We start from the raw sequence: 23,220 nt of genomic DNA, 5'->3' as shown, positions 1-23,220 counted from the left end.
ACACGTCGCCGGGCCGTGCGAACGGGCCGGAAACGATACGCGGACGTAGCTCAGTTGGTAGAGCGCAACCTTGCCAAGGTTGAGGTCGCCAGTTCGAACCTGGTCGTCCGCTCGAATATGGGGGATCCTTCCCGAACCCCCGTACTCCTGGTGGAGTGGCCGAGAGGCGAGGCAACGGCCTGCAAAGCCGTCTACACGGGTTCAAATCCCGTCTCCACCTCCAAGGACGATTAGCTCAGCGGGAGAGCGCTTCCCTGACACGGAAGAGGTCACTGGTTCAATCCCAGTATCGTCCACTGGATCCATCCGGATTCCCCGCGCGATTAGCTCAGCGGGAGAGCGCTTCCCTGACACGGAAGAGGTCACTGGTTCAATCCCAGTATCGCGCACGCAGTGCAGTACACGCGGGTCCCACCTGCGCGATTAGCTCAGCGGGAGAGCGCTTCCCTGACACGGAAGAGGTCACTGGTTCAATCCCAGTATCGCGCACTGCCCGAAGCCCCCGGCCGTCTCCATGGCCGGGGGCTTCGTCATCTTGCTTGCCGTGATCTCGTGTCTTCGTGTCTCAGGAGGAGAAGAGCATCCGTCCGAAGCTCTTCTGGCGGTGGTGCCCGCCGTGGTGGCCTCCGTAATGGCCGCCGCCGTGCTGAGGCGCGCCCCAGGCGGGGGCGGGGGCGGCGGGGTACGCCTGCGGGGGCGGGGGCGGGGCCTGCTGTACGGGCGGCGCCGGCTGCGACCACTGCGACTCCAGGCGGGTCAGGGACTCCAGCTCGCCGTAGTCGAGGAAGATCCCCCGGCAGCCGCTGCACTGCTCGATCTGGACACCATTGCGGTTGTATGTGTGCATCGCCGCGTGGCACTTGGGACACTGCATGGTCTGCTCGCTCCTCGCCATTCGTCAGGCATCGCCGTAACGCGCTCCCGGCGGCCGTGTGTTCATCCTATGCCTCACCCTACGACGACGCCCCGGGCGCCAACTCGGTTGCGAGGTCCGCGATCCGCGCACAGGACTCGATCATCAGCATGTCGGCCTCGTCCGGATCCCGGCCCTCCGCGCTGGACTTGGCGATGGCCAGCGCGGCGGTCTGTACGGTGAGGGCGCGGGCCGGGACATCCAGCCGGGGCCAGGGATCCGCGTCGGGGGCGGCGGGCACGGCGGGGCCGCGTGCGGACCGGTAGGCGCCGAGGAAGCGCAGCCAGGTCTCGGACGGCAGCAGTCCCGCGGCGTACCAGGCGGCCGGGCGGGCCAAGTCCCAGGCCGGGTCGCCGAGTCCGAGGTCATCGACATCGATGAGCAGCCAGGGACCGTCGGGGGCCGGGTGGCGTACGAGCTGGCCCAGATGCAGATCGCCGTGGCAGAGCGCGTACGGTGCCGGCGCTCGCGCCTCACCACGGGCCCAGGCGGGCAGGCGCCGCCAGGCGCGCTCCACGGGTCCGGCGGCGGGGTGCGGTCCCGCGGCGCGCATCCGGGCGATGGCGCGGGCGGCCTTGGCGGGTCCTCGCATGGCCGGGAGCCGGTGGCCGGAGCCCGAGCCGGCCGGGGCGGGCGGGGGTACCGCTCCCGCCGCGGCCTCGGCTCCCGCCGTGACTGCCGCCGCGGCCTCGGCCATGGCTTCGGACAGCGCGGCGAGCGGCAGGGCGTGCAGCCGGGCGATGAGGGTGCCGGCCTGCTCCCAGGGGGCGGCGTCGGGATCGGCGGGGTCGACCGGGGCGCCGTAGGGCCACGCGGTCACCGGCCGGCCGCGCAGTTCCTCGGTCGCGGCCGGCAGCGGCGGCAGGAGAACCCCTGCGAGCAGGGGATGCGCGGCGACGGCGAGCCTGACACGGTGTCCGGCCGGGTCCGTACCGTCGGCGTGGACCTTGGCGACGACCTCGCCGTGCCGTACGACCGTCCCGTCCGGCCGGTCGGCGAGCACCGTGCTCCCCCGGCCGCAGCCCCGGCAGCCCGCCGGGTCCGCGGCGCGCACCGCCGGGTGGGCGGTGTCGCGGGCGACGAGGCCCAGGGCGCGAACGACGGATGTGGTCACGAAGGCCCCCCGGATGCGTGGTGTTCCGTGCCGAGCGTACGGCGGCGAAGCCGGGCCCGGACAGCGCGATGGCCGGTCAGCTCCCCAGCTGACCGGCCAAACGCTGCCGTCCGCCGCACCCCCGTCCCCACGGGGTCGTTGGCCGGATGTCCCCGACCCGGGCCGCTCTCCCGGATCCGAGGCGCCACTCAGCGCCCCAGCATCACGCCCACGGACGACGCCTGTGTCACCACTGCATCCCAGCCGCCGAAGGCGACCACCAGCAGGGCTGCCAGAGGAAGGACCATGGCTGTCGCCACCAGGGGGTGGCGGGTGCCGGACCGGCGCCCGCCGAACGCGGCGAACGCCTTGCGTCCCTGCGAACGGATCAACGCCCGCGATGCCGTGTCCGCCATGGTCCCTCTCCTGTCCCGTTTCGAAAGCGGCGAGTGTCCGACCTCGGGGGACGAGTACCGCACCCGCCGCTTGACCTCAACATTAGGGATCCGAGGGAACCCGGTCGTCATGCCCGCGTACCCATTGCCGGGCCTCCCGGAGGATGAGCCGGACGCCCGTCATGTACTCCCCTGGGTGGAGAGGGGGGTCTGGACCCCCGGGTCATCCCCGAAGGGACGCTCCTCGGAGCGCTCCAAGGACTCCACCCGGGGCATCGGCTGCTCGACCAGCGCGAGCACCCGCGTGGCCATGAACCGCGCCGTTCTGACCACCCCTCCACTGCGGGTGACTTCGCTCACTTCCACCACTCCCCGGCGCACCGCGGTCTCCACCCTGCGGCCCGCCCGGCTCGCCACCACTTCGTAGGTCCGTGTCGTGTCCCCCGCGTCCACGACTATCTCCACCCGGTCACCCTTCACGATCCAATCCCCCTTCTGCGTCAGACCTTTGAGATCACGCACGGGTCGGCGGGTCTGGGCTCCGCCACTCCCCTGACCACTACTCAAGTTTCCCACCCAGCACTGACAATCGGTCGGTGCGCGAGGGCGCGGCCTATGAGCGCGCCGGGGCGCGGGTACGTAAGCTGTGCCACGTCACACGGACGACCGGGCAGCGGGGATGGACATGGCGATGATGCGGCTCCGGCGCGAGGACCCGCGTGTCGTCGGCTCGTTCAGGATCCACCGGCGGCTGGGCGCCGGCGGGATGGGGGTCGTGTATCTGGGCTCCGACCGGCGTGGTCAGCGCGTCGCGTTGAAGGTGATCCGGCCGGATCTGGCCGAGGATCAGGAGTTCCGGTCGCGGTTCGCCCGCGAGGTCTCCGCCGCGCGGCGGATCCGGGGCGGCTGTACGGCACGGCTGGTGGCCGCGGATCTGGACGCGGACCGCCCGTGGTTCGCCACCCAGTATGTGCCGGGCCCCTCGCTGCACGACAAGGTCAACGAGGAGGGTCCGCTCTGCGCGGCCGAGGTCGCCTCGGTGGGCGCCGCGCTCTCCGAGGGGCTGGTGGCCGTCCACGAGGCGGGCGTCGTACACCGTGATCTCAAGCCGTCGAACATCCTGCTCTCCCCCAAGGGCCCGCGCATCATCGACTTCGGCATCGCCTGGGCGACGGGCGCGAGCACGCTGACGCACGTCGGCACGGCGGTCGGGTCGCCCGGCTTCCTCGCGCCGGAGCAGGTGCGCGGCGCGGCGGTCACCCCGGCCACGGACGTGTTCTCGCTGGGCGCCACGCTCGCCTACGCGGCGACCGCCGACTCCCCGTTCGGGCACGGCAGTTCCGAGGTCATGCTCTACCGGGTGGTCCATGAGGAGGCCCACCTCCAAGGGATGCCGGACGCGCTCGCCCCGCTGGTGCGGGCCTGCCTGGCCAAGGACCCGGAGGAACGTCCCAGCACGCTCCAGCTGTCGATGCGCCTCAAGGAGATCGCGGCGCGGGAGGCCCAAGGGCTCTCCGAGAGCCGGCCGCCCATACAGCGCACGCGCAACGGGCAGGAGCTGACGACCGGGCGGCTTACCGAGCGTTATACGGAGCGGGCCGTCGGACCCGGCGCGCCGAGTCGGGCACCGGGAGCCTCCGGCGGCCCCGCGTCGCGTCCGGGGCCCTCCCGGAGCACCGGCTCCTCCCCCCGTACCGGTGGTTCCTCCCCGCGCAACGGTTCACCGCGCCCCCCGCGGTCCGGCGGCGCCCCCCGCACGGGCAGCGGCCGGCCGAAGCCGGGCCCGCGCACGAGTTCGGGCAAGCTACGGCCCGCCAACCCCCGCCTGCTGCGGCAGCGGCTGATCGTCTTCGTCGTCGTGACGCTGATCGTCGCACTGGGCATCGCGGCGGCCCAGCAGCTCTGAGCGGTGTGACCGGTCAGCTCTCCGGGCGGCCCGTCGTGACCGCGTAGAAGGCGACCGCCGCCGCCGCGCCGACGTTCAGCGAGTCCACGCCGTGCGCCATGGGGATCCGGACCCAGGCGTCGGCGGCGCCCAGCGCCCGCCCCGACAGCCCGGCACCCTCCGCGCCCAGCATCAGCGCGACCCGCTCCAGCCGGTGCGGAGCCGCCTCGTCCATCGGGACCGCCCGCTCGTCGGGGGTGAGCGCCAGCAGCCGGAAGCCTGCCGCCCGTACGCCCTCCAGCGCCCGGGGCCAGCCGTCGAGCCGGGCGTACGGCACGGAGAACACCGCGCCCATCGAGACCTTCACCGAGCGGCGGTAGAGCGGATCCGCGCAGTCCGGGGAGAGCAGGACGGCGTCCATGCCGAGAGCCGCGGCGCTGCGGAAGATCGCGCCGATGTTGGTGTGGTCGTTGACCGCCTCCATGACGGCGACGCGGCGTGCCGTACGAAGCACCTCGTCCACCGTGGGCAGCGGCTTACGGGCCATGGAGGCGAGGGCGCCGCGATGCACGTGGTAGCCGGTGACCCGCTCGGCCAGCTCCGGGCCGACCGCGTACACCGGGGCCGTGACCTCGTCGATGATGTCCCGCATGGTGTCGACCCACTTCGCCGAGAGCAGCATCGACCGCATGGGGTAGCCGGCCTGGCCGGCCCGGCGGATGACCTTCTCGCCCTCGGCGATGAACAGCCCTTCGGCCGGCTCGCGCCTGCGGCGCAGCTCGACATCGGTCAGACCGGTGTAATCGCGCAGGCGCGGGTCGTCGGGGTCGTCGATGGTGATGAGTTCAGCCACGGGGTGCCCCCAGGGCGACGACCTCGCCGATCACGATGACGGCCGGGGGCCGGACCTCCTCGCTCCGCACGACCTCCGCGACCGTCGCGAGCGTGGCGTCGACCCGTCGCTGCGAGGCCGTGGTGCCCTCCTGCACCAGGGCGACCGGGGTCTCCGGGGCCCTGCCGTGCGCCACGAGTGCCTGGGCGATCGCGCCGATCTTGTCCACGGCCATCAAGAGCACGAGCGTGCCCCGGAGCCGGGCGAGCGCGGCCCAGTCGACCAGCGAGCGGTCGTCGTCGGGGGCGACATGCCCGCTGACGACGGTGAACTCATGCGCCACCCCACGGTGCGTGACGGGGATTCCGACCGCCCCCGGCACGCTGATGGAGCTGGAGATACCGGGCACGACGGTGCACGGGATACCGGCCGCGGCCAGCGCGTGCGCCTCCTCCATCCCCCGCCCGAACACGAACGGGTCGCCCCCCTTGAGCCGGACCACGGCCTTGCCCGCCTTGGCGTGCTCGATCAGCGCCTCGTTGATCGCCTCCTGGGCCATGGCACGGCCGTACGGAATCTTCGCGGCGTCGATCACCTCGACGTGCGGCGGCAGTTCGTCCAGCAGATCGCGCGGGCCGAGACGGTCGGCGATCACGACATCCGCCTCGGCGAGAAGCCTGCGGCCACGCACGGTGATCAGGTCGGGGTCGCCGGGGCCGCCGCCGACGAGCGCGACGCCGGGGGTACGGCTTCGACGGTGCGGGGCGGCGAGCGTGCCGTCCCGCAGCCCCTCGACGATGGCGTCCCGTACGGCGGCGGAGCGGCGCGGGTCATGCCCGGTGAGCACGGCGACGGTAAGGCCCTCGCTACGGCCGGTGGCGGGCGTCCAGGCGGTGGCGGCGTCCGCGTCGTCGCTGCGTACGCACCAGACACGGAGGCGCTCCGCTTCGGCGGACGCGGTGCGGTTGGCATGCTCATCGCTGGACGCGACGAGGACGTACCAGGCGTCGGCGAGGTCGCCCTCCTCGTAGCGGCGGCGCTCCCAGCGGATCTCGCCGGCCGCCGCCATGGCCTCGACGGAGGGGGTGGCGGACGGCGACACCAGCACGATGTCCGCGCCGGCCGCGATGAGCGCGGGCAGCCGGCGCTGCGCGACCTGCCCGCCGCCGACGACGACGACGCGCCGCCCGGCGAGGCGGAGTCCGACGGGGTAGGCGGGGTGCGGGTGCTCGGCGTGCTCGGGCATGTGGGTGGGGGCTCCTCGGGTGTGACGGGGCTGGTGGGGTGACCAGCTTACGGGCGGGGCGGTTCGCCTCCGGCGGGGTGCGGTGCGCCTACGGCGCGAGGTCGGGGGTGGTGCGGGTGCGGGCGTCGTGGTGCCGGGGGCCGGGGCCTCCAGAGGTCCGTGTCCGGACTGCTTTCCTCACCGTGCTTCGCACGAGCTGCGACGCTTTACGTCCGGACACGCACCTCCTCCGGCCCCGACCCCCTCCGCCCGTGGGCGCCCAGCCCAACTCCGCCGGTATCGGCCCGGCGGTGGGGTGCGGGACGGTGCCACCACCCCGCGCACGGCCGGGCCGCTTGTGCGGGCGGTGAAGGGGGGCGCGCAGGGATCGTGTCCGGGACGTAGAGCGTGATTTGTGGCGCACGAACGCCCGAACCATCGACCGGGCAGAACGCGCCGTAAATCATGCAGTCCAGGACGCGAACCCGGAGCGCACCCCGGCGACAACCCGCACCCGACCCACCGGCCCCCGCCAAAACGGAGCGCACCCCCGCAACGCACCCCGGCAACAACCCGCACCCGGAAACCGGCCCCGCCAAAGCGGAGCGCGGCCCGGAACGCACCGCCGCCGGAGGCGACCCCCTACTTCTCCGTTACCCCCGCCGAGTCGAACGTCGCCACCTCATGCATCGCCCGCGCCGCGCTCTGGACCACCGGGAGCGCCAGCAACGCGCCCGTGCCCTCGCCCAGGCGGAGGTCCAGGTCGACCAAGGGGCGCAGACCGAGTTTGTTGAGGGCCGCGACATGGCCCGGCTCCGCGCTGCGGTGGCCCGCGATGCAGGCCGCCAGCGCCTCCGGGGCGATCGCCCGGGCGACCAGCGCCGCCGCGCCGGCGCTCACGCCGTCCAGGATGACCGGCGTACGCAACGACGCGCCGCCCAGCAGGAATCCGACCAGGGCCGCGTGTTCCAGGCCGCCGATCGAGGCGAGGACGCCGACCGGGTCGGACGGGTCGGGCTGGTGGAGTTCGAGACCCCGGCGGACGACGTCGACCTTGCGGGCGTGCGTCTCGTCGTTGATGCCCGTTCCACGTCCGGTGACCTCCGACGGGTCCTGGCCGGTGTAGACGCAGATCAGCGCGGCCGAGACGGTCGTGTTGGCGATGCCCATCTCTCCGGTGAGCAGGGCCTTGTTGCCCGCGGCCACCAGATCGCGGGCCGTCTCGATGCCGACCTCGATCGCCGCGAGGACCTCCTCGCGACTCAGCGCGGGACCCGTCGTGAAGTCGGCCGTTCCCGCGCGGACCTTGCGGGGCAGCAGGCCCGGCGTCGCCGTGAGTTCGCCCGCGACACCGACGTCGATGACGCAGACCTCCGCGCCCACCTGGGTCGCGAACGCGTTGCACACCGCGCCGCCGCCCAGGAAGTTGGCGACCATCTGGCCGGTCACCTCCTGCGGCCACGGGGTCACCCCCTGCGCGTGCACGCCGTGGTCGCCCGCGAAGATCGCGACGGCTGCCGGTTCCGGGATCGGTGGCGGGCAGAGCCGGGACAATCCGCTCAGCTGGGCGGAGATGATCTCCAGCATGCCGAGCGCGCCGGCGGGCTTGGTCATCCGCTTCTGCCGCTCCCACGCCTCGCCCAGGGCCTTGGCGTCCAGCGGGCGGATTCCGGCGATGGTCTCCTGGAGCAGATCGTGCGGCTCCTCGCCCGGCAGGGCGCGGCGGCCGTAGGTCTCCTCGTGGACGACCCAGGAGAGCGGCCGGCGCTTGGACCAGCCCGCCTGCATCAGCTCGGGCTCGACGGGGAACTCGTCGACGTATCCGACACAGAGATACGCCACGACTTCGAGGTGCTCGGGCAGCCCCAGCGCGCGCACCATCTCGCGCTCGTCGAAGAAGCTGACCCAGCCGACGCCCAGGCCCTCGGCGCGGGCGGCGAGCCACAGGTTCTCCACGGCGAGCGCCGAGGAGTACGGGGCCATCTGCGGCTGAGTGTGCCTGCCGAGGGTGTGCCGGCCGCCGCGCGTGGGGTCCGCGGTGACGACGATGTTCACCGGGGTGTCGAGGATGGCCTCGATCTTCAGTTCCTTGAACTGCTTGGCCCGGCCCTTGGGCAGCGCCTTGGCGTACGCGTCACGCTGACGCTGTGCCAGTTCGTGCATGGACCGCCGGGTCTCGGCGGAGCGGATGACGACGAAGTCCCAGGGCTGGGAGTGGCCGACGCTGGGCGCGGTGTGGGCGGCTTCCAGGACGCGCAGCAGCACGTCGTGCGGGACGGGGTCGGAGCGGAAGCCGTTACGGATGTCCCGGCGTTCGCGCATCACCCGGAGCACGGCGTCGCGTTCGGCGTCGTCGTAACCGGACGGGGCCGCGGTACCCGCCTGCGCGACGGGCTCGGCCTCCGCCTGAGGCTCGGGCTCCGGTACGGCTACGGGTACGGCGAGGGGCTCCGGTGCGGTGGTGGACTCCGCGAGAGGTTCCGGTTCCGGTGTGGGTTCGGGCTCCGGCGCTGGTTCCGGTGCGGACTCCTGGACCGGTACGGGTACGGGTACGGGTTCCGGCTCGGGCGCGGGCTCCGGTTCCGGGGCGGCCACCTGGACCGGCGCGGGCTCCGGCACGGCTTCGGGCGCGGACTCCTGGACCGGTACCGGCTCGGGCTCCGGCGCCGCTTCGGGCGCGGACTCCTGGACCGGTACCGGCTCGGGCGCCGACGCGGCTTCAGGCGCGGACTCCTGAACCGGCTCGGGCTCCGGGGCGACTTCGGACTCCGGGGCCGGTACGGGCGCCGGCTCCTTCGTCGGCCGCTCGATCTGCTCGGCGGCGGGAGCCGACGCTTCCGGCGCTTCGGCCACGGCGGCGGCCGGGCTCTCGGCCACGGGCTCGGGCCGCGGCTCCGGTGTGGGCTCGGGCGGTTGCTCCGCGGCGGGCGGTTCCGGAGCGGGCGGTTCTGGGGCGATCGGCTCGGGAAGCGGTTCCGGCTCGACGGCGGCGGCCTCCGGCTCCGCCGGGACGGGTACCGGGACAGGCTCGGGCTGGGCCTGCGGCTCCGGGACGACCGTTTCCACCGGCGCCACGGCCACGGCCACGGGCTCGGCCGCCCATGGGGCCCCCGCCTGCGGCGGAATCTCGCTCAGCTGCGGTCCCGCCAGGACGGCGGGCTCCTCACGCGGGACATCCAGATACTCCGGGCCCGTGGTGGCCGGTCCCTGGGCCTGGGCGCGTACCCGCACGGCCTGTGTCGGCGCGCCCGCGGGTCCTCGGTCGGCGAGCGAACGCACCACGCCGCCCGTCGGGTCGGGCACCGGCGGACCCATGTGCAGTGGGCGGCGCACCGGCGTCTGGACAGGGACGGGCGCGGGCGCCGGGGCGGCGGCAGGCGTGGCCGCCGGGATGCGTACGCCGGTGAGATCGACCGAGCCGGTGTCCCGGCCACCGGCCTCGTGCGCGCCCGGCTGGTGCGAGGTCTGGACCGGCGCCGGCACGTCGGTCGGCTCTTCGGAGACGGCCGGGACCGCCGGCTCCACGGGGGTGGCCGGTTGCTCGAACGCGGCCTCCACGACCTGAGCGCGCTCCGGCTCGGCGGTGAATTCCGGCTGTGGCTGGTACCCGTCCGGCGTCTCGGCCGGGACCTGTGCCACCGGCTCCTGGATCGGCGCCGGCTGTTCTATGGGCGGCATCTGCTGCTGGATCAGGGCCTGCTCGGGAAGGGCGTATCCCTCGGGCGCGGCCGGGGCGTAGGTCTCCGGCGCGGCGGCGTAGCCGTCGGGCGCGGCGTACCCCTCCGGTGCGGCATAGGCGACGGGTGCCTCGGCGGGCACCACCTGGGGGTCGTTCCAGCCGCCCTGGGCGCTCGGCATGAGCAGGAGGTCTTCTTCCTCGGTGACGGGTGCGGAGGGGGCGAGGTAGGTGTACGCGCCGGGAGCGGGGATGCCCGGCTGCTCCACCATGCCTGCGTTCTCCGGCAGTCCCTCGACCGGGACCTGGCCGGTGTCAGTCATGTGCGTACCCCTCGCCCATTGGTTCTGCTCCTTCAGCCCTTCCGCCGGGGCGCCCGATCCGCGGCGCTTCCGGAGCCCGTCATGAACAACGAGCGTGGGCGCCGGGCGGCACGAAAGGCCCGCGTCGGCCCTGGTGTCTGAGCTCCCGCGGTCTTTCAGGGCCCTGGCGGTGGTATCCGCCACGGCCCGCTGTGGACTGCGCCACGTCGCGCGTCCCCCGGTTCTCGCCGTACCACATCAGGGCCCAAAACGGGCCCCTTTTCCGGACATTGACGAACGAAGTGACGAACGCCCGGCTGCTGTACAACGATCGGCCAGCCTACCTCGCGCGGCGCGGCAGCAGGGTCAGGGGCCGCTTTCCGGACGCTGTCCGGAGACCAGGAAGACGACGGAGCGTTCGCGCTCGGACCAGTCGCCGGTGTCGAGTCCGACGGACTGGAGCAGTGCGCACTCCACCTCATATCCGCCTGCCGCCAGGGCCGTTCCGACGGCTTCCGCCTCGTCCCGGGTGGCCGCGTGGGTGACGATGCGCTCGGGGCGGCGGTCGGCGCAGGCGGTGACCACATCGAGACCGCCGCCGCCGATCCTTACGACATCGGGCTCGGGCAGCCGCTCAAGTACGTGGGGCGCCCGCCCCTCGACGACCTGGAGCTGTACGCAGGCGCGCCGGGCGGCGGCGGCCGTGCTGGCGCAGGCTCCCGGCTCGGCGTCCACCGCGATGACGGCCGCGCCGAAGCGGGCCGCCTCCGCGGCGAGGGCTCCGCTGCCGCAGCCGATGTCCCAGACGAGGTCGCCGGTGCGGGCACCGAGCCGGGCCAGCTGGGCGGCGCGCAGCCAGGTTGACTCGCCCTCGTCCAGCTCGACGCCGTACTCCTCGGTGGGCAGCGCCCAGCCGCGTTCGGCCGGCGGGTATCCGGGGTCGCGGCCGGCGATCCAGCCGCTGCCCGGGGAGGCGGTGGTGCCGACTCCGCCGATGACGATCACCACGTTCGGGTCGCGCCAGACATGGTCCGCGGCCTTGTCCGAGGTGAGGACGGTGACCTGTTCCCGCTCGGTGCCCAGTTCCTCGCAGATGACGAAGGTGCGGTGGATCCCGTCGAGGAGCAGCGCGAGTTCGGCGGGTCCGGCGCCCGGGGAGGTGAGGACGGCGACCTTGGTGTGCGCCCGGCAGACATTGACGGCGCGGCGGAGCGTGCGGCGGTGGGCGACGACGACCTGGGCGTCGTCCCAGGCCATTCCGGCCCGCGCGAAGGCGCCGGCCACGGCGGAGACCGCGGGGACGACCTCGACCTCCAGGCCGTGTTCCGGGGCGCGCAGGGTGCGTACGACGCCGAAGAAGCCGGGGTCGCCGTCGGCGAGGACCACGGCGCTGCCACGGTGTCCGGCGATCCGGCGGGCGGCGAGGTCTATCGAGCCGAGGCGGATGCGCTCGGCGCCGGGCGGCACCTCGGGGAGCGCCAGATGGTGGGCGGCTCCGGCCACCAGAGTGGCCGCGGAGAGCGCGGACTTGGCCGCGGCGGTGAGGGGCGAGCCGTCCCAGCCGATCACCGTGACGCGGTCGGCCATCGTCGTCAGTCTCCGTAAGTCGTCGTGAGCGGGACAGATGCGGGCAGGGTGGGGTCGCTGCCGGTGGTGGATCGCGGTCGTCGCACGGAGCTGTGCCCGTACGGTCGTGAGCGCACGGTGAGAGTACCTGGCCGGGTCGGGAGGCGACCGGGCGGTGGGGGGTGAGCGTCAGTTCCAGTCGGTGAAGGACGCGTAGCCCGTCGCGTCCGCCATCTGTTCTGCGACGCCTTCGAGGTCCTCGGGCAGCAGGCTCCAGACGATCAGGTCGGTGCGGATGTCGGTCCAGCCGCCGTCCTCGGTCTGGGTGCGCGCTATCCAGGCGTTGCGCAGGACGCCCTCGCTGATGCAGCCGATCTTCTGCGCGACCTGCTGGGAAGCGGTGTTGTCGGCGGGGGTGCGCACCTCGATGCGTTCGAACTTCTGGTCGCGGAAGAGCCACTGGGCGACCGCGAGCGCCGATTCGGTGGCGTATCCCTCACCGCGCGCCCAGGGTGCGGTCACATACGCGGCCTCGGTGGAGAGTGCGTGCCAATTGGTTCTGCGCAGCCGCACGATGCCGACGAGTCGCTGGGTGAGGAACTCGGTGACGGCGAACGCGATCCCGCGCCCTTCCAGGCGTTCGGCGGGGGCGATTCTGCCGATCCACTCCTCGGCGTCTCTCCTCGTATACGGATGGGGGACGGAGGTCCAGGCCGTGACCAGCTCGTCATTCATCATCTCGATGTGCGCCGGGATGTCCGCCTGCTCGAAGGGGCGCAGCACCAACCGCTCCGTGCTGATGGAAACGTCCGGAAAGGTGGTAGTCATGCGCAGCTCCATGCCTCAGTCCGCGGTAAATGCACAGCATGCAGCATCGGGTGGCGGATGCGCATGGCCGGGTCCGTACGGCTGCGGAAGCCCCGTACACGACAGGCGTGTACGGGGCTCTCGCCGACAAGAACGTTACTGCGGTGACTACTTGGCCGCACCGAAAGCGGGCACGACCGAGCCTTCGTAGGTGTCCTCGATGTATTTCCTCACCTCGGGCGAGTTCAGGAGCTTCGCGAGCTTCTCCACCCGGGGGTCCTTCTCGGAGCCGCGCTTGACGGCGAGGAAGTTGGCGTACGGATTGCCGTCGGCCTTCTCCAGGGCCAGGGCGTCCTTGGCGGGCTTGAGGTCGGCCTCGATGGCGTAGTTGCCGTTGATGACGGCGGCGTCGACATCGTTCAGGGCACGGGGCAGCGTGGCGGCCTCCAGTTCCTTGAACTCCAGGCCCTTGGCGTCCTTGATGTCGGCGAGGTCGGCGTCGCTGCCCGCGCCGTCGTTGAGCGTGATCACGCCATTGTCCGCGAGCAGCTTGAGCGCGCGGCCCTCGTTGGTGGTGTCGTTGGGGATGGCCACGCTCTGGCCCGCGGTGAGCTCCTTGAGGTCCTTGATCTTCTTGGAGTAGAGGCCGAGGGGCTCCAGTTCGACATTGACGACGGGCACGATGTCGGTGCCCTTCTTCTTGTTGAAGTCGTCCAGATACGGCTTGTGCTGGAAGAAGTTGGCGTCGACCTCGCCGCTCTGGGTGGCGGTGTTCGGCAGGACGTAGTCCGTGAACTCCTTGACCTCCAGCTTGAGGCCTTCCTTGTCCGCCAGGTTCTTCTGGACGAAGTTCAGGATGTCGGCGTGCGGTGTCGGGGACGCGGCGACGACGAGCGGCTTGGAGGTGTCGGCGGAGGCTCCGGCGGCGGACGAGGAGCCCGGGTCGGAGGCGGTGCCGCAGGCGCTGAGGCCGAGGGTGAGGGCGGCGGTGGCGGCGGCTGCCGCGCTGAACTTGATGGTGGTACGCACGAAAAGTGCCTCTTTCTGGTGATGCGGGTGACGCGGCCCGGACAAGGAGTACGGGCCGGAGGGTGGGATCCGGTCAGGTGGCGGTACGGCCGCGGCGGGCCAGCAGCCGTACGACCCCGTCGCCGAGCAGCTGGACCACGGTGACGATCGCGATCAGGACCACGACCGTGGCGATCATGAAGCCGTTCTCGAAGCGCTGGAATCCATAGGTGACGGCCTTGGATCCGAGCCCTTCTCCGCCGACCGCCCCGGCCATGGCCGAGTAGCCGACGAGCACGATGACCGTGGTGGTGACGGCGGACACCAGCGACGGCAGGGCCTGTGGCAGCAGCACCTTGCGGACGATGGTGGGGATCGAGCCGCCCATCGCCTGGACGGCCTCGACCAGCCCGTGGTCGACCTCGCGGATCGCCGTCTCGACGAGCCGCGCGAAGAACGGGATGGCGCCGACCGCCAGCGGCACGATCATCGCGGTGGGGCCGATGAAGGTGCCGACGATCAGCGTGGTGAACGGGATCAGCGCGATCAGCAGGATCATGAACGGCAGCGAGCGGCCGATGTTCACGATCACCCCGACGACCTTGTTGACCACGGTGTTCTGGAGCAGTCCGCCCTTGTCGGTGAGGACCAGCAGGACGCCGAGGGGCAGTCCGCCGACGAGGGTGACGAGCGCGGACCACAGCACCATGTAGAGGGTGTCGATGGTCCCCTGGGACAGCAGTGGCTGCATCTGCGACCAGGTCACTTGGCATCTTCCTTCACAAGTGCGGGGACGGCGGTCACCGCGTCGGAGTCGGTGTCGGCGTCCGTGTCGTCCACGACCTCGGCCTGGAGCCCCTGCTCGCGCAGGAAGCCGATCGGTACGACGTTGTCCTCGTAGGCGCCGGGCAGTTCGATCCGCATCCGGCCGATCTGCCGGCCGCCGACGGTGTCCATCGCGGCGCCCAGGATCGATATGTCGATGTTGTACGTCCGGGCGAGCTGTGAGATCACCGGCTGGGTCGCGGCGGCGCCGTGGAAGGTGACGTCGAGGACCGTACGGCCGGGGCCGGAGGCCGTACCGCCCACCGGGAACAGCTGCTGCGCCAGCGGGGATCCGGGGGTGGCGAGCAGTTCGCCGACCGTGCCCGACTCGACGATCCGGCCCTCGCGCATCAGCGCCGCCGAGTCACAGATCGTCTTCACGACGTCCATCTCGTGCGTGATGAGCAGCACCGTCAGCCCGAGCCGCTGGTTGAGGTCGCGCAGCAGCTGGAGGATCGAGCGGGTGGTCTCCGGGTCCAGGGCGCTCGTCGCCTCGTCGGAGAGCAGGACCTTGGGGTTGCCGGTCAGCGCGCGGGCGATGCCTACGCGCTGCTTCTGGCCGCCGGAGAGCTGGGCCGGATACGCCTTGGCCTTGTCGGCGAGACCGACCAGCTCCAGCAGTTCCAGGGCGCGGCGCGTACGCTCCCGGCCCGCCACTCCAAGGATCTCCAGCGGCAGTTCGACATTGTCCCTGACCGTGCGGGAGGACAGCAGATTGAAGTGCTGGAAGACCATGCCGATCGAACCGCGCGCCCGGCGCAGTTCCTTGCCCGCCCGCCGGCCTCGGCCCGCGAGCGCGGTGAGGTCCTGGCCGTCGACGATGATCGTGCCGGAGGTGGGGCGTTCCAGCAGGTTGACACAGCGGATGAGCGAGGACTTGCCGGCGCCGCTCTGTCCCACGACCCCGAAGACCTCGCCCTCGCGGACATGCAGGTCGACGCCGTCGAGCGCGGTGACCTCGCGGCCGCGCGACTGGGCGGACCGGTAGATCTTCGTCAGGCCCGTTGTAGTGATCACAGGGTTTCCGTCACTGTCGAGTGCGCGGCGAGGGGTCCGCCGGGCACGGGGCATTCGTCATTTGCGACCTGGCACGCTGATGTGGTGGGTGACCGGGGGGCGGTACACGCGGGGCAGGCACGATGCGCCGGCCGGCCTTCGGGCCATGGCTCTCTCATGGCCTTCACGGGGGACGGGCGCGGCTCGGCTGTCGGGTCTCGCTTCGGGGCGCGAGGCTCAGGCAGGGGCCCTCAGTTGGCGCACATTCGACACAGACAACGAGCACCGGGCGCGTGGTTCGCCTCGGTCGCGGGGACGCGGTAGCTCGTTGTGGTCATGCCGTAAGTAAAACAGACGTGAGTAAGGACGCCGACGAGTCGTCCGTATAGCGGACGGCGGGTGGGGACCTCCCCGAGACCGTACGGGCATCCGCCATATCTGCCGTGACCTGCGCGGATACCACGTAGAGCGGAGGGGCGGCACCAGCAGGGGCCCGCTCGGGCGGTCGGGCGCTGTGGTCAAGGCCACGGTCCCGGCGCTCGGCGGCGCCCGCCTCGCGGGGGTGCGCGCGGCGGGCCTTTCGCCCCGTAATACGCTCGGGGCCATGCTTGTCGCCCTGACGGTCGCGGTTTCCGTGGCCGCGCTCGCCCTCGCCGCCTGGTGCGGCTTCGCCGCCTACCGCGACCAGCCCACCAAGGACTGGCACTTCATCGGCATGGCCGTGGTGTCGGTGCTCGCACTGGCGCAGCTGGTGGTGGGGATCGTGCGACTGGCACGCGGCGAGCAGGCCGACGAGGGCTCGGTGATCTTCGTCTCGTATCTGCTGGGCGCGCTGTTCGCGGTGCCCGCCGCCGGATTCCTGTCGCTGAGCGAGCGGACCCGCTGGGGTTCGGTCACGGTCGCCGCCGGAGCGGTCGTCCTGGCCGTGCTGGAAGTACGGCTCCATGACATCTGGGAAGGCTGACGACATGACCACCGAAGGCGCCGACGGGGCACCGGTCCGGCTGGTCCGGGGTCCCGGTCTGCTGCTGGTCTGGCTGTACGGCGTGATGTCGGTCGGCGCGGTCTCCCGGTCGGTCTACCAGATCGCCACGGAGTTCGACCGCGCGCCACTGGCCTACGCGCTCTCCGCAGTCGCCGCCGTGGTCTACGCGTTCATCACCTACACGCTGGTGCGCGGCGGGGAGGCGGCCCGGAAGGCCGCTCTGTTCTGCTGCGCCGCGGAGCTGGTGGGCGTACTGACCATCGGGACATGGACGCTGGCCGATCCGTCGGCCTTCCCGGACGCCACGGTCTGGTCGGACTACGGGATGGGCTATCTCTTCATTCCGGTGCTGCTGCCGGTCACCGGCATTCTCTGGCTGCGCACGTCGCGGCGGTAGGCGCCACCGCACGCCGTACCCCGCACGGCCGCCCGTGCCGGGTGTCCGAGAAGCGGAACCCCCTTCGTACCCCTGAGGCCGTGCCCCTGGGGTCGCGCCGCCGGGGATTCCGCCCCCACGTCAGGCGCTGGCGACGTACGCTCCGACGGCCGCGGCCTCCTTCGAGGCTTCCTTCTCCAGGGTGATGAGTCTCAGTCGGGGGCCCGCCTGCTCCGTCGCCACCGGGGCATAGCCGCGGCTGCGGTAGAGCCGGAGATCGCCCTCGCTGCGATGGCCGGTGAAGAGCTGGAAGCGCTGGGCGGCCGGCTGTCCCGCGAAGTGTGTCTCGATGGCGTCGAGCAGCCGTCCACCCAGGCCATGGCGCCGCATCCGGGGATGGACGATGAGCTTGGCTATCCGGGCGGTGCCCGTCGCGTCGACGCTGCCGCGCACCGACGCCACCACTTCGTCGCCGAGCCTGGCCACCAGGCCATGGCCCTGGGCGAGTTCGGCCCTCAGGTCGTCGAGCGTCTGGGTCAGTGGCTCGATGGTGTAGTCGCCGTACAGCTCGGCCTCGTTCTGGTAGCACAGGTACTGAAGCTTCAGGATCTGTTCCGCGTCCTGCGCGCTCGCCGCTGAGATGGTCACGCTCATGCCCATGTGTGCATGCCTCCCGCTCACTTGGTCCGCCGGTGGTCTATCGCTCCTTTCCCCCGAGTTCAGGAGCCGGAACCTCGGCCGCCAGCATTCTGCGCAGGCATCCCAGGCATCTGGAACGTAACGGTCCCAAACTGCCCTGTGACATACCCAACTCCCCCGCGATCTCGCGGTAGGTGGGATCGTCCGGCGACAGCATCGCGGTCAGGACCCGCGGACAGCGGCCGGGGGTGCGGCCGACCGCCGCACGGAGCGTCCGCCTCCGGTCGGTGCGCAGCGCGGCGCGCTCGGGGTCGGACTCGGGCCCGGCGGCCGGTTCGTAGCCGTACGGGAGTTCGCGGGCGGCGGTGCGCCGTGCGCGGCGGGCCTCGGCCCGTACGACATCCCGGACCCGGCGCGCGGCGTCACCTGGCCAGGGCTCGGCGGCGGGTCGTTCCAGCAGCCGTACCCAGGCGGCCTGTTCGAGGTCTCCCGGCTCGGCCCCGGCCCCCGGCGCCTCCGCCGCCGCCTCCGCGCGCACCAGTGGAAGCAGCGCGTGGACGAGAGCCGACGACCGCCCGGACTCCGAGGGCCGGACGGCCATGGGCGGGCGGTGCGCCGCGGGCTGGGGTGGTCGGGAGGCGGGGAGGGGCCGGGTGGGCCGGACTGATGTCATGCCCGCCGTGACGTCCGCGCGACGACGGGCGGTTGCTCCCCGGCCGGGCGGTCACCCGACCGGGGCACGCGCGGTCAGCGGCTGACGAAGTCCGCCCGCGCCAGCAGCCCGGTGTCCGGGTTGTCGGTGAAGATGCCGTCGATGCCGGTCGCGAAGTACGCCTGGAAGGCGCCGAAGGCGTCGCCGTACGCGTTCGGGTCCGTGCCCCTGCGGAAGTCGGCGGGGAGGAAGGAGTTCTCGTTGCGCATCGTGTACGGGTGGAGGACCAGCCCCTGCGCGTGCGCGTCCCGTACCAGCGTGGTGGGCTTGCCCAGCTTGCCCGTGGCGTCCTTCGGGATGATCAGGTCGAGCGTCGGGCCGAGGCCCTGCGCGTAGGACGCGATCCACTTCAGGCCCTCGGGCTTGACGAGGTCGTCGACCTTGCGCGGGTCGCCCGCCACCTCGAAGTCCCACGGGCGGGTGCCCGCGCCGGAGAGCAGGACGACTCCCGGCGAGGAGACCAGCTTGGCCAGTCGCTGGATGCTGCTCGGCTCGAAGGACTGGAGGAAGATCGCGGAGTCCTTGCGGTCGCGTCCGTAGCGGCGCAGCAGCTTCGCGAGGGGCTCCTCCAGGCCGAGGCCCAGACCGCGGAAGTAGGTGGGGTGCTTGGTCTCGGTGTACAGCCAGATCTTGCGGCCGAGACGGCGGCCCTGGTCGTCCGCCCAGCGCAGGACCTCTTCGAAGGTGGGGATCTCCCAGCGGCCGTCGTAGAGGGTGTTCTGCTGCCGGACGCCCGGGATGCGCTCCTTGGCGCGCAGCGTCTTCAGCTCGGCGAGCGTGAAGTCCTCGGTGAACCAGCCGGTGAGGCTGACGCCGTCGACGCTCTTGGTGGTCTTGCGGCCCGCGAACTCCGGGTGGTCCGCGACATCGGTGGTGCCCGTGATGTCGTTCTCGTGACGGCACACCAGATGGCCGTCCTTGGTGGGCACCAGGTCCTGCTCGATCACATGCGCGCCGAGGTCGAGGGCGAGCTGGTACGAGCCGAGAGTGTGCTCGGGACGGTAGCCGCTGCCTCCGCGGTGGCCGATGATCGTGGGTACGGGCAGCGCCGGCTTCGCCGGTCCGTGGCCGCCCCGCCCGGTCTCGACAGCGCGCTCGGCCGCCTGCGCCGAGGCGGGCAGTGCCACGGCCGCCGAGCCGAGCACCGCCGCTCCCAGTACGGTCCGCCGTCCGGGCGTATTCCGCGCACCCTGTGTCATGAACACTCCTCGATGTGATGTCCCGCACCTGTCAACGACTGCCAAGCGAGGGCCGAGCGTAGGCCGCCACGTCTGCCGTACGGGAGACCCTGGGCGAACGTGACAGAAACTCACGTCAACACCGCGTATCCGGTCGATGAACTCGATGTGCGCTCGTGTGGAGTTGCGAGTACCGTCCTCACCTGCAGAGATTTAGAGGCCGTCGCACAACCTCGCACGAGACCGGAGGACCCGTTGTCCCGCTTCGCGCTCATCAAGGCAGCGCTCGGACCGATCATGCGCCTGATGTTCCGCACCCGTGTGGAAGGCGCCGAGAACATTCCGGGGAGCGGGCCGGTGATCCTCGCCGGCAACCATCTCACCTTCATCGACTCGATGATCCTGCCGCTGGTCTGTGACCGTCAGGTCTTCTTCATCGGCAAGGACGAGTACGTCACCGGCAAGGGCCTCAAGGGCAGGCTGATGGCCTGGTTCTTCACCGGCGTGGGCATGATCCCGGTGGACCGCGACGGCGGCCGGGGCGGGGTCGCGGCGCTGATGACGGGCCGTCGGGTCCTTGAGGAGGGCAATATCTTCGGTATCTATCCGGAGGGCACCCGCTCCCCCGACGGCCGGCTGTACCGGGGCCGTACGGGCATCGCGCGGCTGACGCTGATGACGGGCGCCCCGGTGGTGCCGTTCGCGATGATCGGTACGGACAAGCTCCAGCCGAACGGCTCGGGCATGCCCCGGACCGGCAAGGTGACCGTGCGCTTCGGCAAGCCCATGGAGTTCTCGCGGTACGAGGGCATGGACCGCGACCGCTATGTGCTGCGGGCCGTGACGGACTCGGTGATGACCGAGGTCATGGAGCTGTCCGGGCAGGAGTACGTGGACATGTACGCCACGAAGGCGAAGGCGGCGTAACCCGTCGGGGGTGGCGTGGTGGGGAGCTCGCCCGCCACGCCCGACCTCCCGCCACGCCCGACGCGCCGTCAGCATCTTGCGCCGTCAGCGCCATGCGCCGTCCGTGCCCGAAGCGCCCTCAGTGCTCCACACCCTCCTCCAGCTTCTGGCCGCGCAGCAGGAACCAGGCCGCCAGCGAGGTGGCCAGCAGCACCACGGCGCCCACCCCGGCGGCGACGCGCAGGCCGTCCACGAACGCCTCCTGCGCCGCCGCCACCAGAGCGGCCCCGGAGTGCCCGGGGATCCCGGCGGCGGCCTCCACCGCGCCGCCCAGGGATTCGTGCGCGGCCGAGGCCGCGTCGGCCGGGACACCGGACGGGGTGGGGAAGCCCCGGTAGACGCCGGTGACGATCGAGCCGAGCAGCGCGATCCCGAGCGCCGCGCCCAGTTCGTAGGCCGTCTCCGACACCGCGGAGGCGGAACCGGCGTGTTCCTTGGGGACGCTGGAGAGAATCACATCCGCGGTGACGGTGAAGGAGAAGCCCGCGCCGACGCCGACGATCAGCAGCACGGCGCCGAGCAGCGGATAGCCGGTGGACTGGTCGATCGTGACCAGCGCCGCGAGGGACAGACCGATCGCCGCGAGCCCGCCGGTCACCACCGACCGTACGGAGTAACGGCGTGCGACGGTCCCCGCGAGGAGCCCCGCCGCCACCGCGCCCACGGCGGCGGGCAGTTCGGCCAGCCCCGCTTCCAGCGGCCGGCGGCCCTGCACCAACTGCAGGTACTGCGACAGGAAGAAGACCAGCCCGGAGAGGCCGAGGATGGTCAGCAGGTCGGCCAGTACCGCGCCGGAGAAGCCCCGGTGGTGGAAGAGCCGTATGTCGAGCAGCGGAGCGGGCAGGGTGAGCTGGCGCCGTACGAACCAGTAGAGCGCGCCCACGCCCAGCAGGCCCACGACGACGACGTTCACGCCGGGGCCGTGCGTGGCCCCTTCCTTGATCGCGTAGACCACGCCCACGATGCCGACCAGCGAGAGCAGCACGCTGATCAGGTCCCAGGGGCCGGGCGCGGGGTTCTTCGACTCGGGCAGTGTCCTGATGCCGACGATCACCAGGACGGCCATCACGGGCAGATTGATCAGGAAGACCGAGCCCCACCAGAAGTGCTCCAGCAGGAAGCCGCCGACGACCGGACCGACCGCCGCGCCCGCGGAGGCCATCGCGCCCCAGATACCGATGGCGAGGCTGCGCTCCTTGGGGTCGTGGAAGAGATTGCGGATCAGGGCGAGGGTGGCGGGCATCAGCGTCGCGCCGGCGACACCCAGCAGCGCCCTGGCCACGATCATCATTTCCGGGGTGGTCGCGTAGGCGTTGAGGACGGAGAGTCCACCGAAGGCGACCGCACCCGTCAGCAGCAGCCTCTTGCGGCCGATCCGGTCGCCGAGGCTGCCCATGGAGACCAGCAGACCGGCGATGACGAAGGAGTAGATGTCGCCGATCCAGAGGAGCTGGGCGCCGGTCGGCTTGAGGTCCTCGCTGAGGAACGGTGTGGCGAGGCCCAGTACGGTGGCGTCGACGGCCACCAGCAGCACGGCCAGGACGAGCACGGCGAGTGCGATCCAGCGCCCGGGACGGGGCGTCCGATCGCTTTCCGTCATCGTGAGATGGCTGCTGGTCATGGCGTCACGCTCCGTCGTGCTCCGCCGAGCAGCAGCTCGGCGATCATGTGCTGGAAATCCTTGGGCGCGGCGCGACCGTCCTGGACGGTCCAGGCGCCGGCGCTGATCAGTCCGTAGAGGGCGTCCGTCAGCCAGGCGTGGCTGAGGTCGATCCGAAACACGCCCTCCTCCTGTCCGCGCCGGAAGAGCGCGGAGACCCTGGCATCGGTGCGGCTCCAGCCGTCGTAGACATCGCCTTCGAAGAGCTGGTTCTCGGTGAGGAGGAAGGCGAGCAGCCCGGCGGAGGGCTCGACGCACGCGATGAGCCGCCGCAGCGCCTCGTCCGCCGGGCCCTCGTCCAGCCGGGCCTCGTCGAGGGCCGTCCCCATCTCTCTGAGACCCAGCTCCTCCAGCGCCTTGATCAGCGCGTCCCGCCCGGCGAAATGCCGGTGCAGCGTCGCTCGCCCCATCCCGGCGGACCGGGCGACCTCGTCCATGGTGGCGGTTGCCCTGCGGGTGAGAAGGGCGGCGGCGGTGCGCAGCACCTGTTCACGATCGACCGTCATGAGACGACCATAACCCAATTGAGACACAGATGTCTCACTCAATACAACGTTGAACCACTACCCAGAAGGAACGAACCCGCGTATGAAGTCGCATATGGACTCGCGTATGAGCGCGCGCACGGATTCGCGTACGAAGCCACTGCTGCTGATCGATGTCGACGGTCCGCTGAACCCGTATCTCGCGCTCGCGACCGAGGGGGCGCCGGAGGGCTACGTCAGACACTGGATGCGGCCCTCCGGCTGGCCGCCCGATCAGCCGCTGGCCGTGCTGCTCAACCCGGAGCACGGGGTGGAACTGCTGGCGCTCGCCGACCGGTACGAGCTGGTCTGGGCCACCACCTGGGAGGACGACGCCAATGAGTGGATCGGTCCGGTCCTCGGGCTGCCGGAGCTGCCGTACATCGAGTGGTCCGGCGCGCAGCGGGCGGCCCCTCGCGGGACGTTCTGGAAGACGCCGTACGTACTGGAGTACGCGGCCGGACGGCCCTTCGCCTGGGTCGACGACGAGATCACCTCGTACGACCGCGAGTGGGCCGACCAACGCCACCTCGCCGCCGCCCTGTTGATGCGTATCGATCCCGGGATCGGGCTGATCCGTCCGGACTTCGACACGCTCGCGCGGTGGGCGGCGGCGCTGTAAGAGCCCTGCCCAGGGGCTCCGGGGGGCCGGTAACT

General features: G+C 71.7%; 22 protein-coding genes and 5 tRNA genes. 10 read left to right on the top strand and 17 right to left on the bottom strand.

The features are described from left to right. Positions 1–39: 39 nt before the first annotated feature. From ABTZ59_RS05985 to ABTZ59_RS05965, 5 genes are all read left to right on the top strand, one after another. A tRNA-Gly gene (locus ABTZ59_RS05985) sits at positions 40–112 on the top strand. Between the two features lie 37 nt (positions 113–149). Further along, positions 150–223 (top strand) — tRNA-Cys (locus ABTZ59_RS05980). 1 nt (position 224) lies between these two features. Then, a tRNA-Val gene (locus ABTZ59_RS05975) sits at positions 225–296 on the top strand. 21 nt (positions 297–317) lie between these two features. Further along, positions 318–389: transfer RNA gene (locus ABTZ59_RS05970), tRNA-Val, on the top strand. A 28-nt stretch (positions 390–417) separates the two neighbouring features. Next, positions 418–489 (top strand) — tRNA-Val (locus ABTZ59_RS05965). A 76-nt stretch (positions 490–565) separates the two neighbouring features. Here ABTZ59_RS05965 and ABTZ59_RS05960 read toward each other — a convergent pair. From ABTZ59_RS05960 to ABTZ59_RS05945, 4 genes are all read right to left on the bottom strand, one after another. Further along, positions 566–874 (bottom strand): TFIIB-type zinc ribbon-containing protein, encoded by a 309-nt coding sequence (locus ABTZ59_RS05960; protein ID WP_351391339.1) that lies wholly within the window; start codon positions 872–874, stop codon positions 566–568. A gap of 79 nt (positions 875–953) precedes the next feature. After that, positions 954–2,027: a phosphotransferase gene (locus tag ABTZ59_RS05955; protein ID WP_503002157.1), complete on the bottom strand. Its 1,074-nt coding sequence runs from the start codon at positions 2,025–2,027 to the stop codon at positions 954–956. A 188-nt stretch (positions 2,028–2,215) separates the two neighbouring features. Beyond that, positions 2,216–2,422, bottom strand: coding sequence for a hypothetical protein (locus ABTZ59_RS05950; RefSeq protein WP_351391336.1), 207 nt, complete (start codon positions 2,420–2,422; stop codon positions 2,216–2,218). A 159-nt stretch (positions 2,423–2,581) separates the two neighbouring features. Then, positions 2,582–2,881: a DUF8836 family protein gene (locus ABTZ59_RS05945; RefSeq protein ID WP_351391333.1), complete on the bottom strand. Its 300-nt coding sequence runs from the start codon at positions 2,879–2,881 to the stop codon at positions 2,582–2,584. Between the two features lie 205 nt (positions 2,882–3,086). On the opposite strand from ABTZ59_RS05945, the gene ABTZ59_RS05940 reads away from it, so the two are divergent. After that, a complete protein-coding gene (locus tag ABTZ59_RS05940) occupies positions 3,087–4,307 on the top strand; it encodes a serine/threonine-protein kinase (protein WP_351391725.1) in 1,221 nt (406 codons plus the stop codon). A 13-nt stretch (positions 4,308–4,320) separates the two neighbouring features. Here the strand turns inward: ABTZ59_RS05940 and ABTZ59_RS05935 are convergent, their stop codons facing one another. The 8 genes from ABTZ59_RS05935 to ABTZ59_RS05900 all read right to left on the bottom strand — a co-directional run bounded on the left by ABTZ59_RS05935 (position 4,321) and on the right by ABTZ59_RS05900 (position 15,544). Then, a complete protein-coding gene (locus ABTZ59_RS05935) occupies positions 4,321–5,139 on the bottom strand; it encodes a TrmH family RNA methyltransferase (protein ID WP_351391329.1) in 819 nt (272 codons plus the stop codon). After that, the gene (gene cobA / locus ABTZ59_RS05930) at positions 5,132–6,364 is read right to left on the bottom strand and encodes a uroporphyrinogen-III C-methyltransferase (protein WP_351391326.1); all 1,233 of its coding nucleotides are present in this window, start codon (positions 6,362–6,364) and stop codon (positions 5,132–5,134) included. The genes ABTZ59_RS05935 and cobA overlap by 8 nt, the downstream gene beginning before the upstream one ends. A gap of 621 nt (positions 6,365–6,985) precedes the next feature. Continuing rightward, positions 6,986–10,342: a nicotinate-nucleotide--dimethylbenzimidazole phosphoribosyltransferase gene (cobT, locus tag ABTZ59_RS05925; protein WP_351391323.1), complete on the bottom strand. Its 3,357-nt coding sequence runs from the start codon at positions 10,340–10,342 to the stop codon at positions 6,986–6,988. 345 nt (positions 10,343–10,687) lie between these two features. After that, positions 10,688–11,908 (bottom strand): precorrin-6y C5,15-methyltransferase (decarboxylating) subunit CbiE, encoded by a 1,221-nt coding sequence (cbiE, locus tag ABTZ59_RS05920; protein WP_351391320.1) that lies wholly within the window; start codon positions 11,906–11,908, stop codon positions 10,688–10,690. A gap of 168 nt (positions 11,909–12,076) precedes the next feature. After that, a complete protein-coding gene (locus ABTZ59_RS05915; protein WP_249951076.1) occupies positions 12,077–12,715 on the bottom strand; it encodes a GNAT family N-acetyltransferase in 639 nt (212 codons plus the stop codon). Between the two features lie 147 nt (positions 12,716–12,862). Continuing rightward, complete coding sequence (locus ABTZ59_RS05910) at positions 12,863–13,723, bottom strand: MetQ/NlpA family ABC transporter substrate-binding protein (RefSeq protein ID WP_351391317.1); 861 nt, start codon at positions 13,721–13,723, stop codon at positions 12,863–12,865. A 73-nt stretch (positions 13,724–13,796) separates the two neighbouring features. Further along, a complete protein-coding gene (locus tag ABTZ59_RS05905; protein ID WP_351391314.1) occupies positions 13,797–14,468 on the bottom strand; it encodes a methionine ABC transporter permease in 672 nt (223 codons plus the stop codon). After that, positions 14,465–15,544 (bottom strand): methionine ABC transporter ATP-binding protein, encoded by a 1,080-nt coding sequence (locus ABTZ59_RS05900; RefSeq protein ID WP_351391311.1) that lies wholly within the window; start codon positions 15,542–15,544, stop codon positions 14,465–14,467. Before ABTZ59_RS05900 ends, ABTZ59_RS05905 begins: the two co-directional genes overlap by 4 nt. A gap of 583 nt (positions 15,545–16,127) precedes the next feature. Between ABTZ59_RS05900 and ABTZ59_RS05895 the strand changes: the two genes are divergently transcribed. Then, positions 16,128–16,487, top strand: coding sequence for a hypothetical protein (locus ABTZ59_RS05895; RefSeq protein ID WP_249951080.1), 360 nt, complete (start codon positions 16,128–16,130; stop codon positions 16,485–16,487). Between the two features lie 4 nt (positions 16,488–16,491). Beyond that, positions 16,492–16,905, top strand: coding sequence for a hypothetical protein (locus tag ABTZ59_RS05890; RefSeq protein ID WP_351391306.1), 414 nt, complete (start codon positions 16,492–16,494; stop codon positions 16,903–16,905). Positions 16,906–17,025: 120 nt separating this feature from the next. On the opposite strand, the gene ABTZ59_RS05885 is transcribed toward ABTZ59_RS05890, so the two are convergent. From ABTZ59_RS05885 to ABTZ59_RS05875, 3 genes are all read right to left on the bottom strand, one after another. Beyond that, positions 17,026–17,544: a GNAT family N-acetyltransferase gene (locus tag ABTZ59_RS05885; protein WP_351391303.1), complete on the bottom strand. Its 519-nt coding sequence runs from the start codon at positions 17,542–17,544 to the stop codon at positions 17,026–17,028. Positions 17,545–17,581: 37 nt separating this feature from the next. Then, on the bottom strand, positions 17,582–18,124 hold the full coding sequence (locus tag ABTZ59_RS05880) for an RNA polymerase sigma factor (protein ID WP_351391300.1): 543 nt from the start codon (positions 18,122–18,124) through the stop codon (positions 17,582–17,584). Between the two features lie 146 nt (positions 18,125–18,270). After that, positions 18,271–19,434 carry a glycerophosphodiester phosphodiesterase gene (locus ABTZ59_RS05875; RefSeq protein ID WP_351391297.1) on the bottom strand — a complete coding sequence of 388 codons (1,164 nt, stop codon included), beginning with the start codon at positions 19,432–19,434 and terminating at the stop codon, positions 18,271–18,273. A gap of 276 nt (positions 19,435–19,710) precedes the next feature. Between ABTZ59_RS05875 and ABTZ59_RS05870 the strand changes: the two genes are divergently transcribed. After that, a complete protein-coding gene (locus ABTZ59_RS05870; RefSeq protein WP_351391720.1) occupies positions 19,711–20,340 on the top strand; it encodes a lysophospholipid acyltransferase family protein in 630 nt (209 codons plus the stop codon). A gap of 118 nt (positions 20,341–20,458) precedes the next feature. Here ABTZ59_RS05870 and ABTZ59_RS05865 read toward each other — a convergent pair whose 3' ends face one another. Both ABTZ59_RS05865 and ABTZ59_RS05860 read right to left on the bottom strand, forming a co-directional pair. Continuing rightward, the gene (locus ABTZ59_RS05865) at positions 20,459–22,000 is read right to left on the bottom strand and encodes an MFS transporter (RefSeq protein ID WP_351391295.1); all 1,542 of its coding nucleotides are present in this window, start codon (positions 21,998–22,000) and stop codon (positions 20,459–20,461) included. After that, positions 21,997–22,545: a TetR/AcrR family transcriptional regulator gene (locus tag ABTZ59_RS05860; protein ID WP_351391292.1), complete on the bottom strand. Its 549-nt coding sequence runs from the start codon at positions 22,543–22,545 to the stop codon at positions 21,997–21,999. The genes ABTZ59_RS05865 and ABTZ59_RS05860 overlap by 4 nt, the downstream gene beginning before the upstream one ends. Positions 22,546–22,651: 106 nt before the next feature. On the opposite strand from ABTZ59_RS05860, the gene ABTZ59_RS05855 reads away from it, so the two are divergent. Further along, the gene (locus tag ABTZ59_RS05855; protein ID WP_351391289.1) at positions 22,652–23,185 is read left to right on the top strand and encodes a hypothetical protein; all 534 of its coding nucleotides are present in this window, start codon (positions 22,652–22,654) and stop codon (positions 23,183–23,185) included. Positions 23,186–23,220: the final 35 nt, after the last annotated feature.

It is taken from the genome of Streptomyces sp. NPDC094034 (assembly GCF_040303865.1).
Taxonomy (GTDB): domain Bacteria; phylum Actinomycetota; class Actinomycetes; order Streptomycetales; family Streptomycetaceae; genus Streptomyces.
Note: the sequence above shows the minus strand (reverse complement) of the source record. Positions and strands in the feature narration are given on the sequence as shown.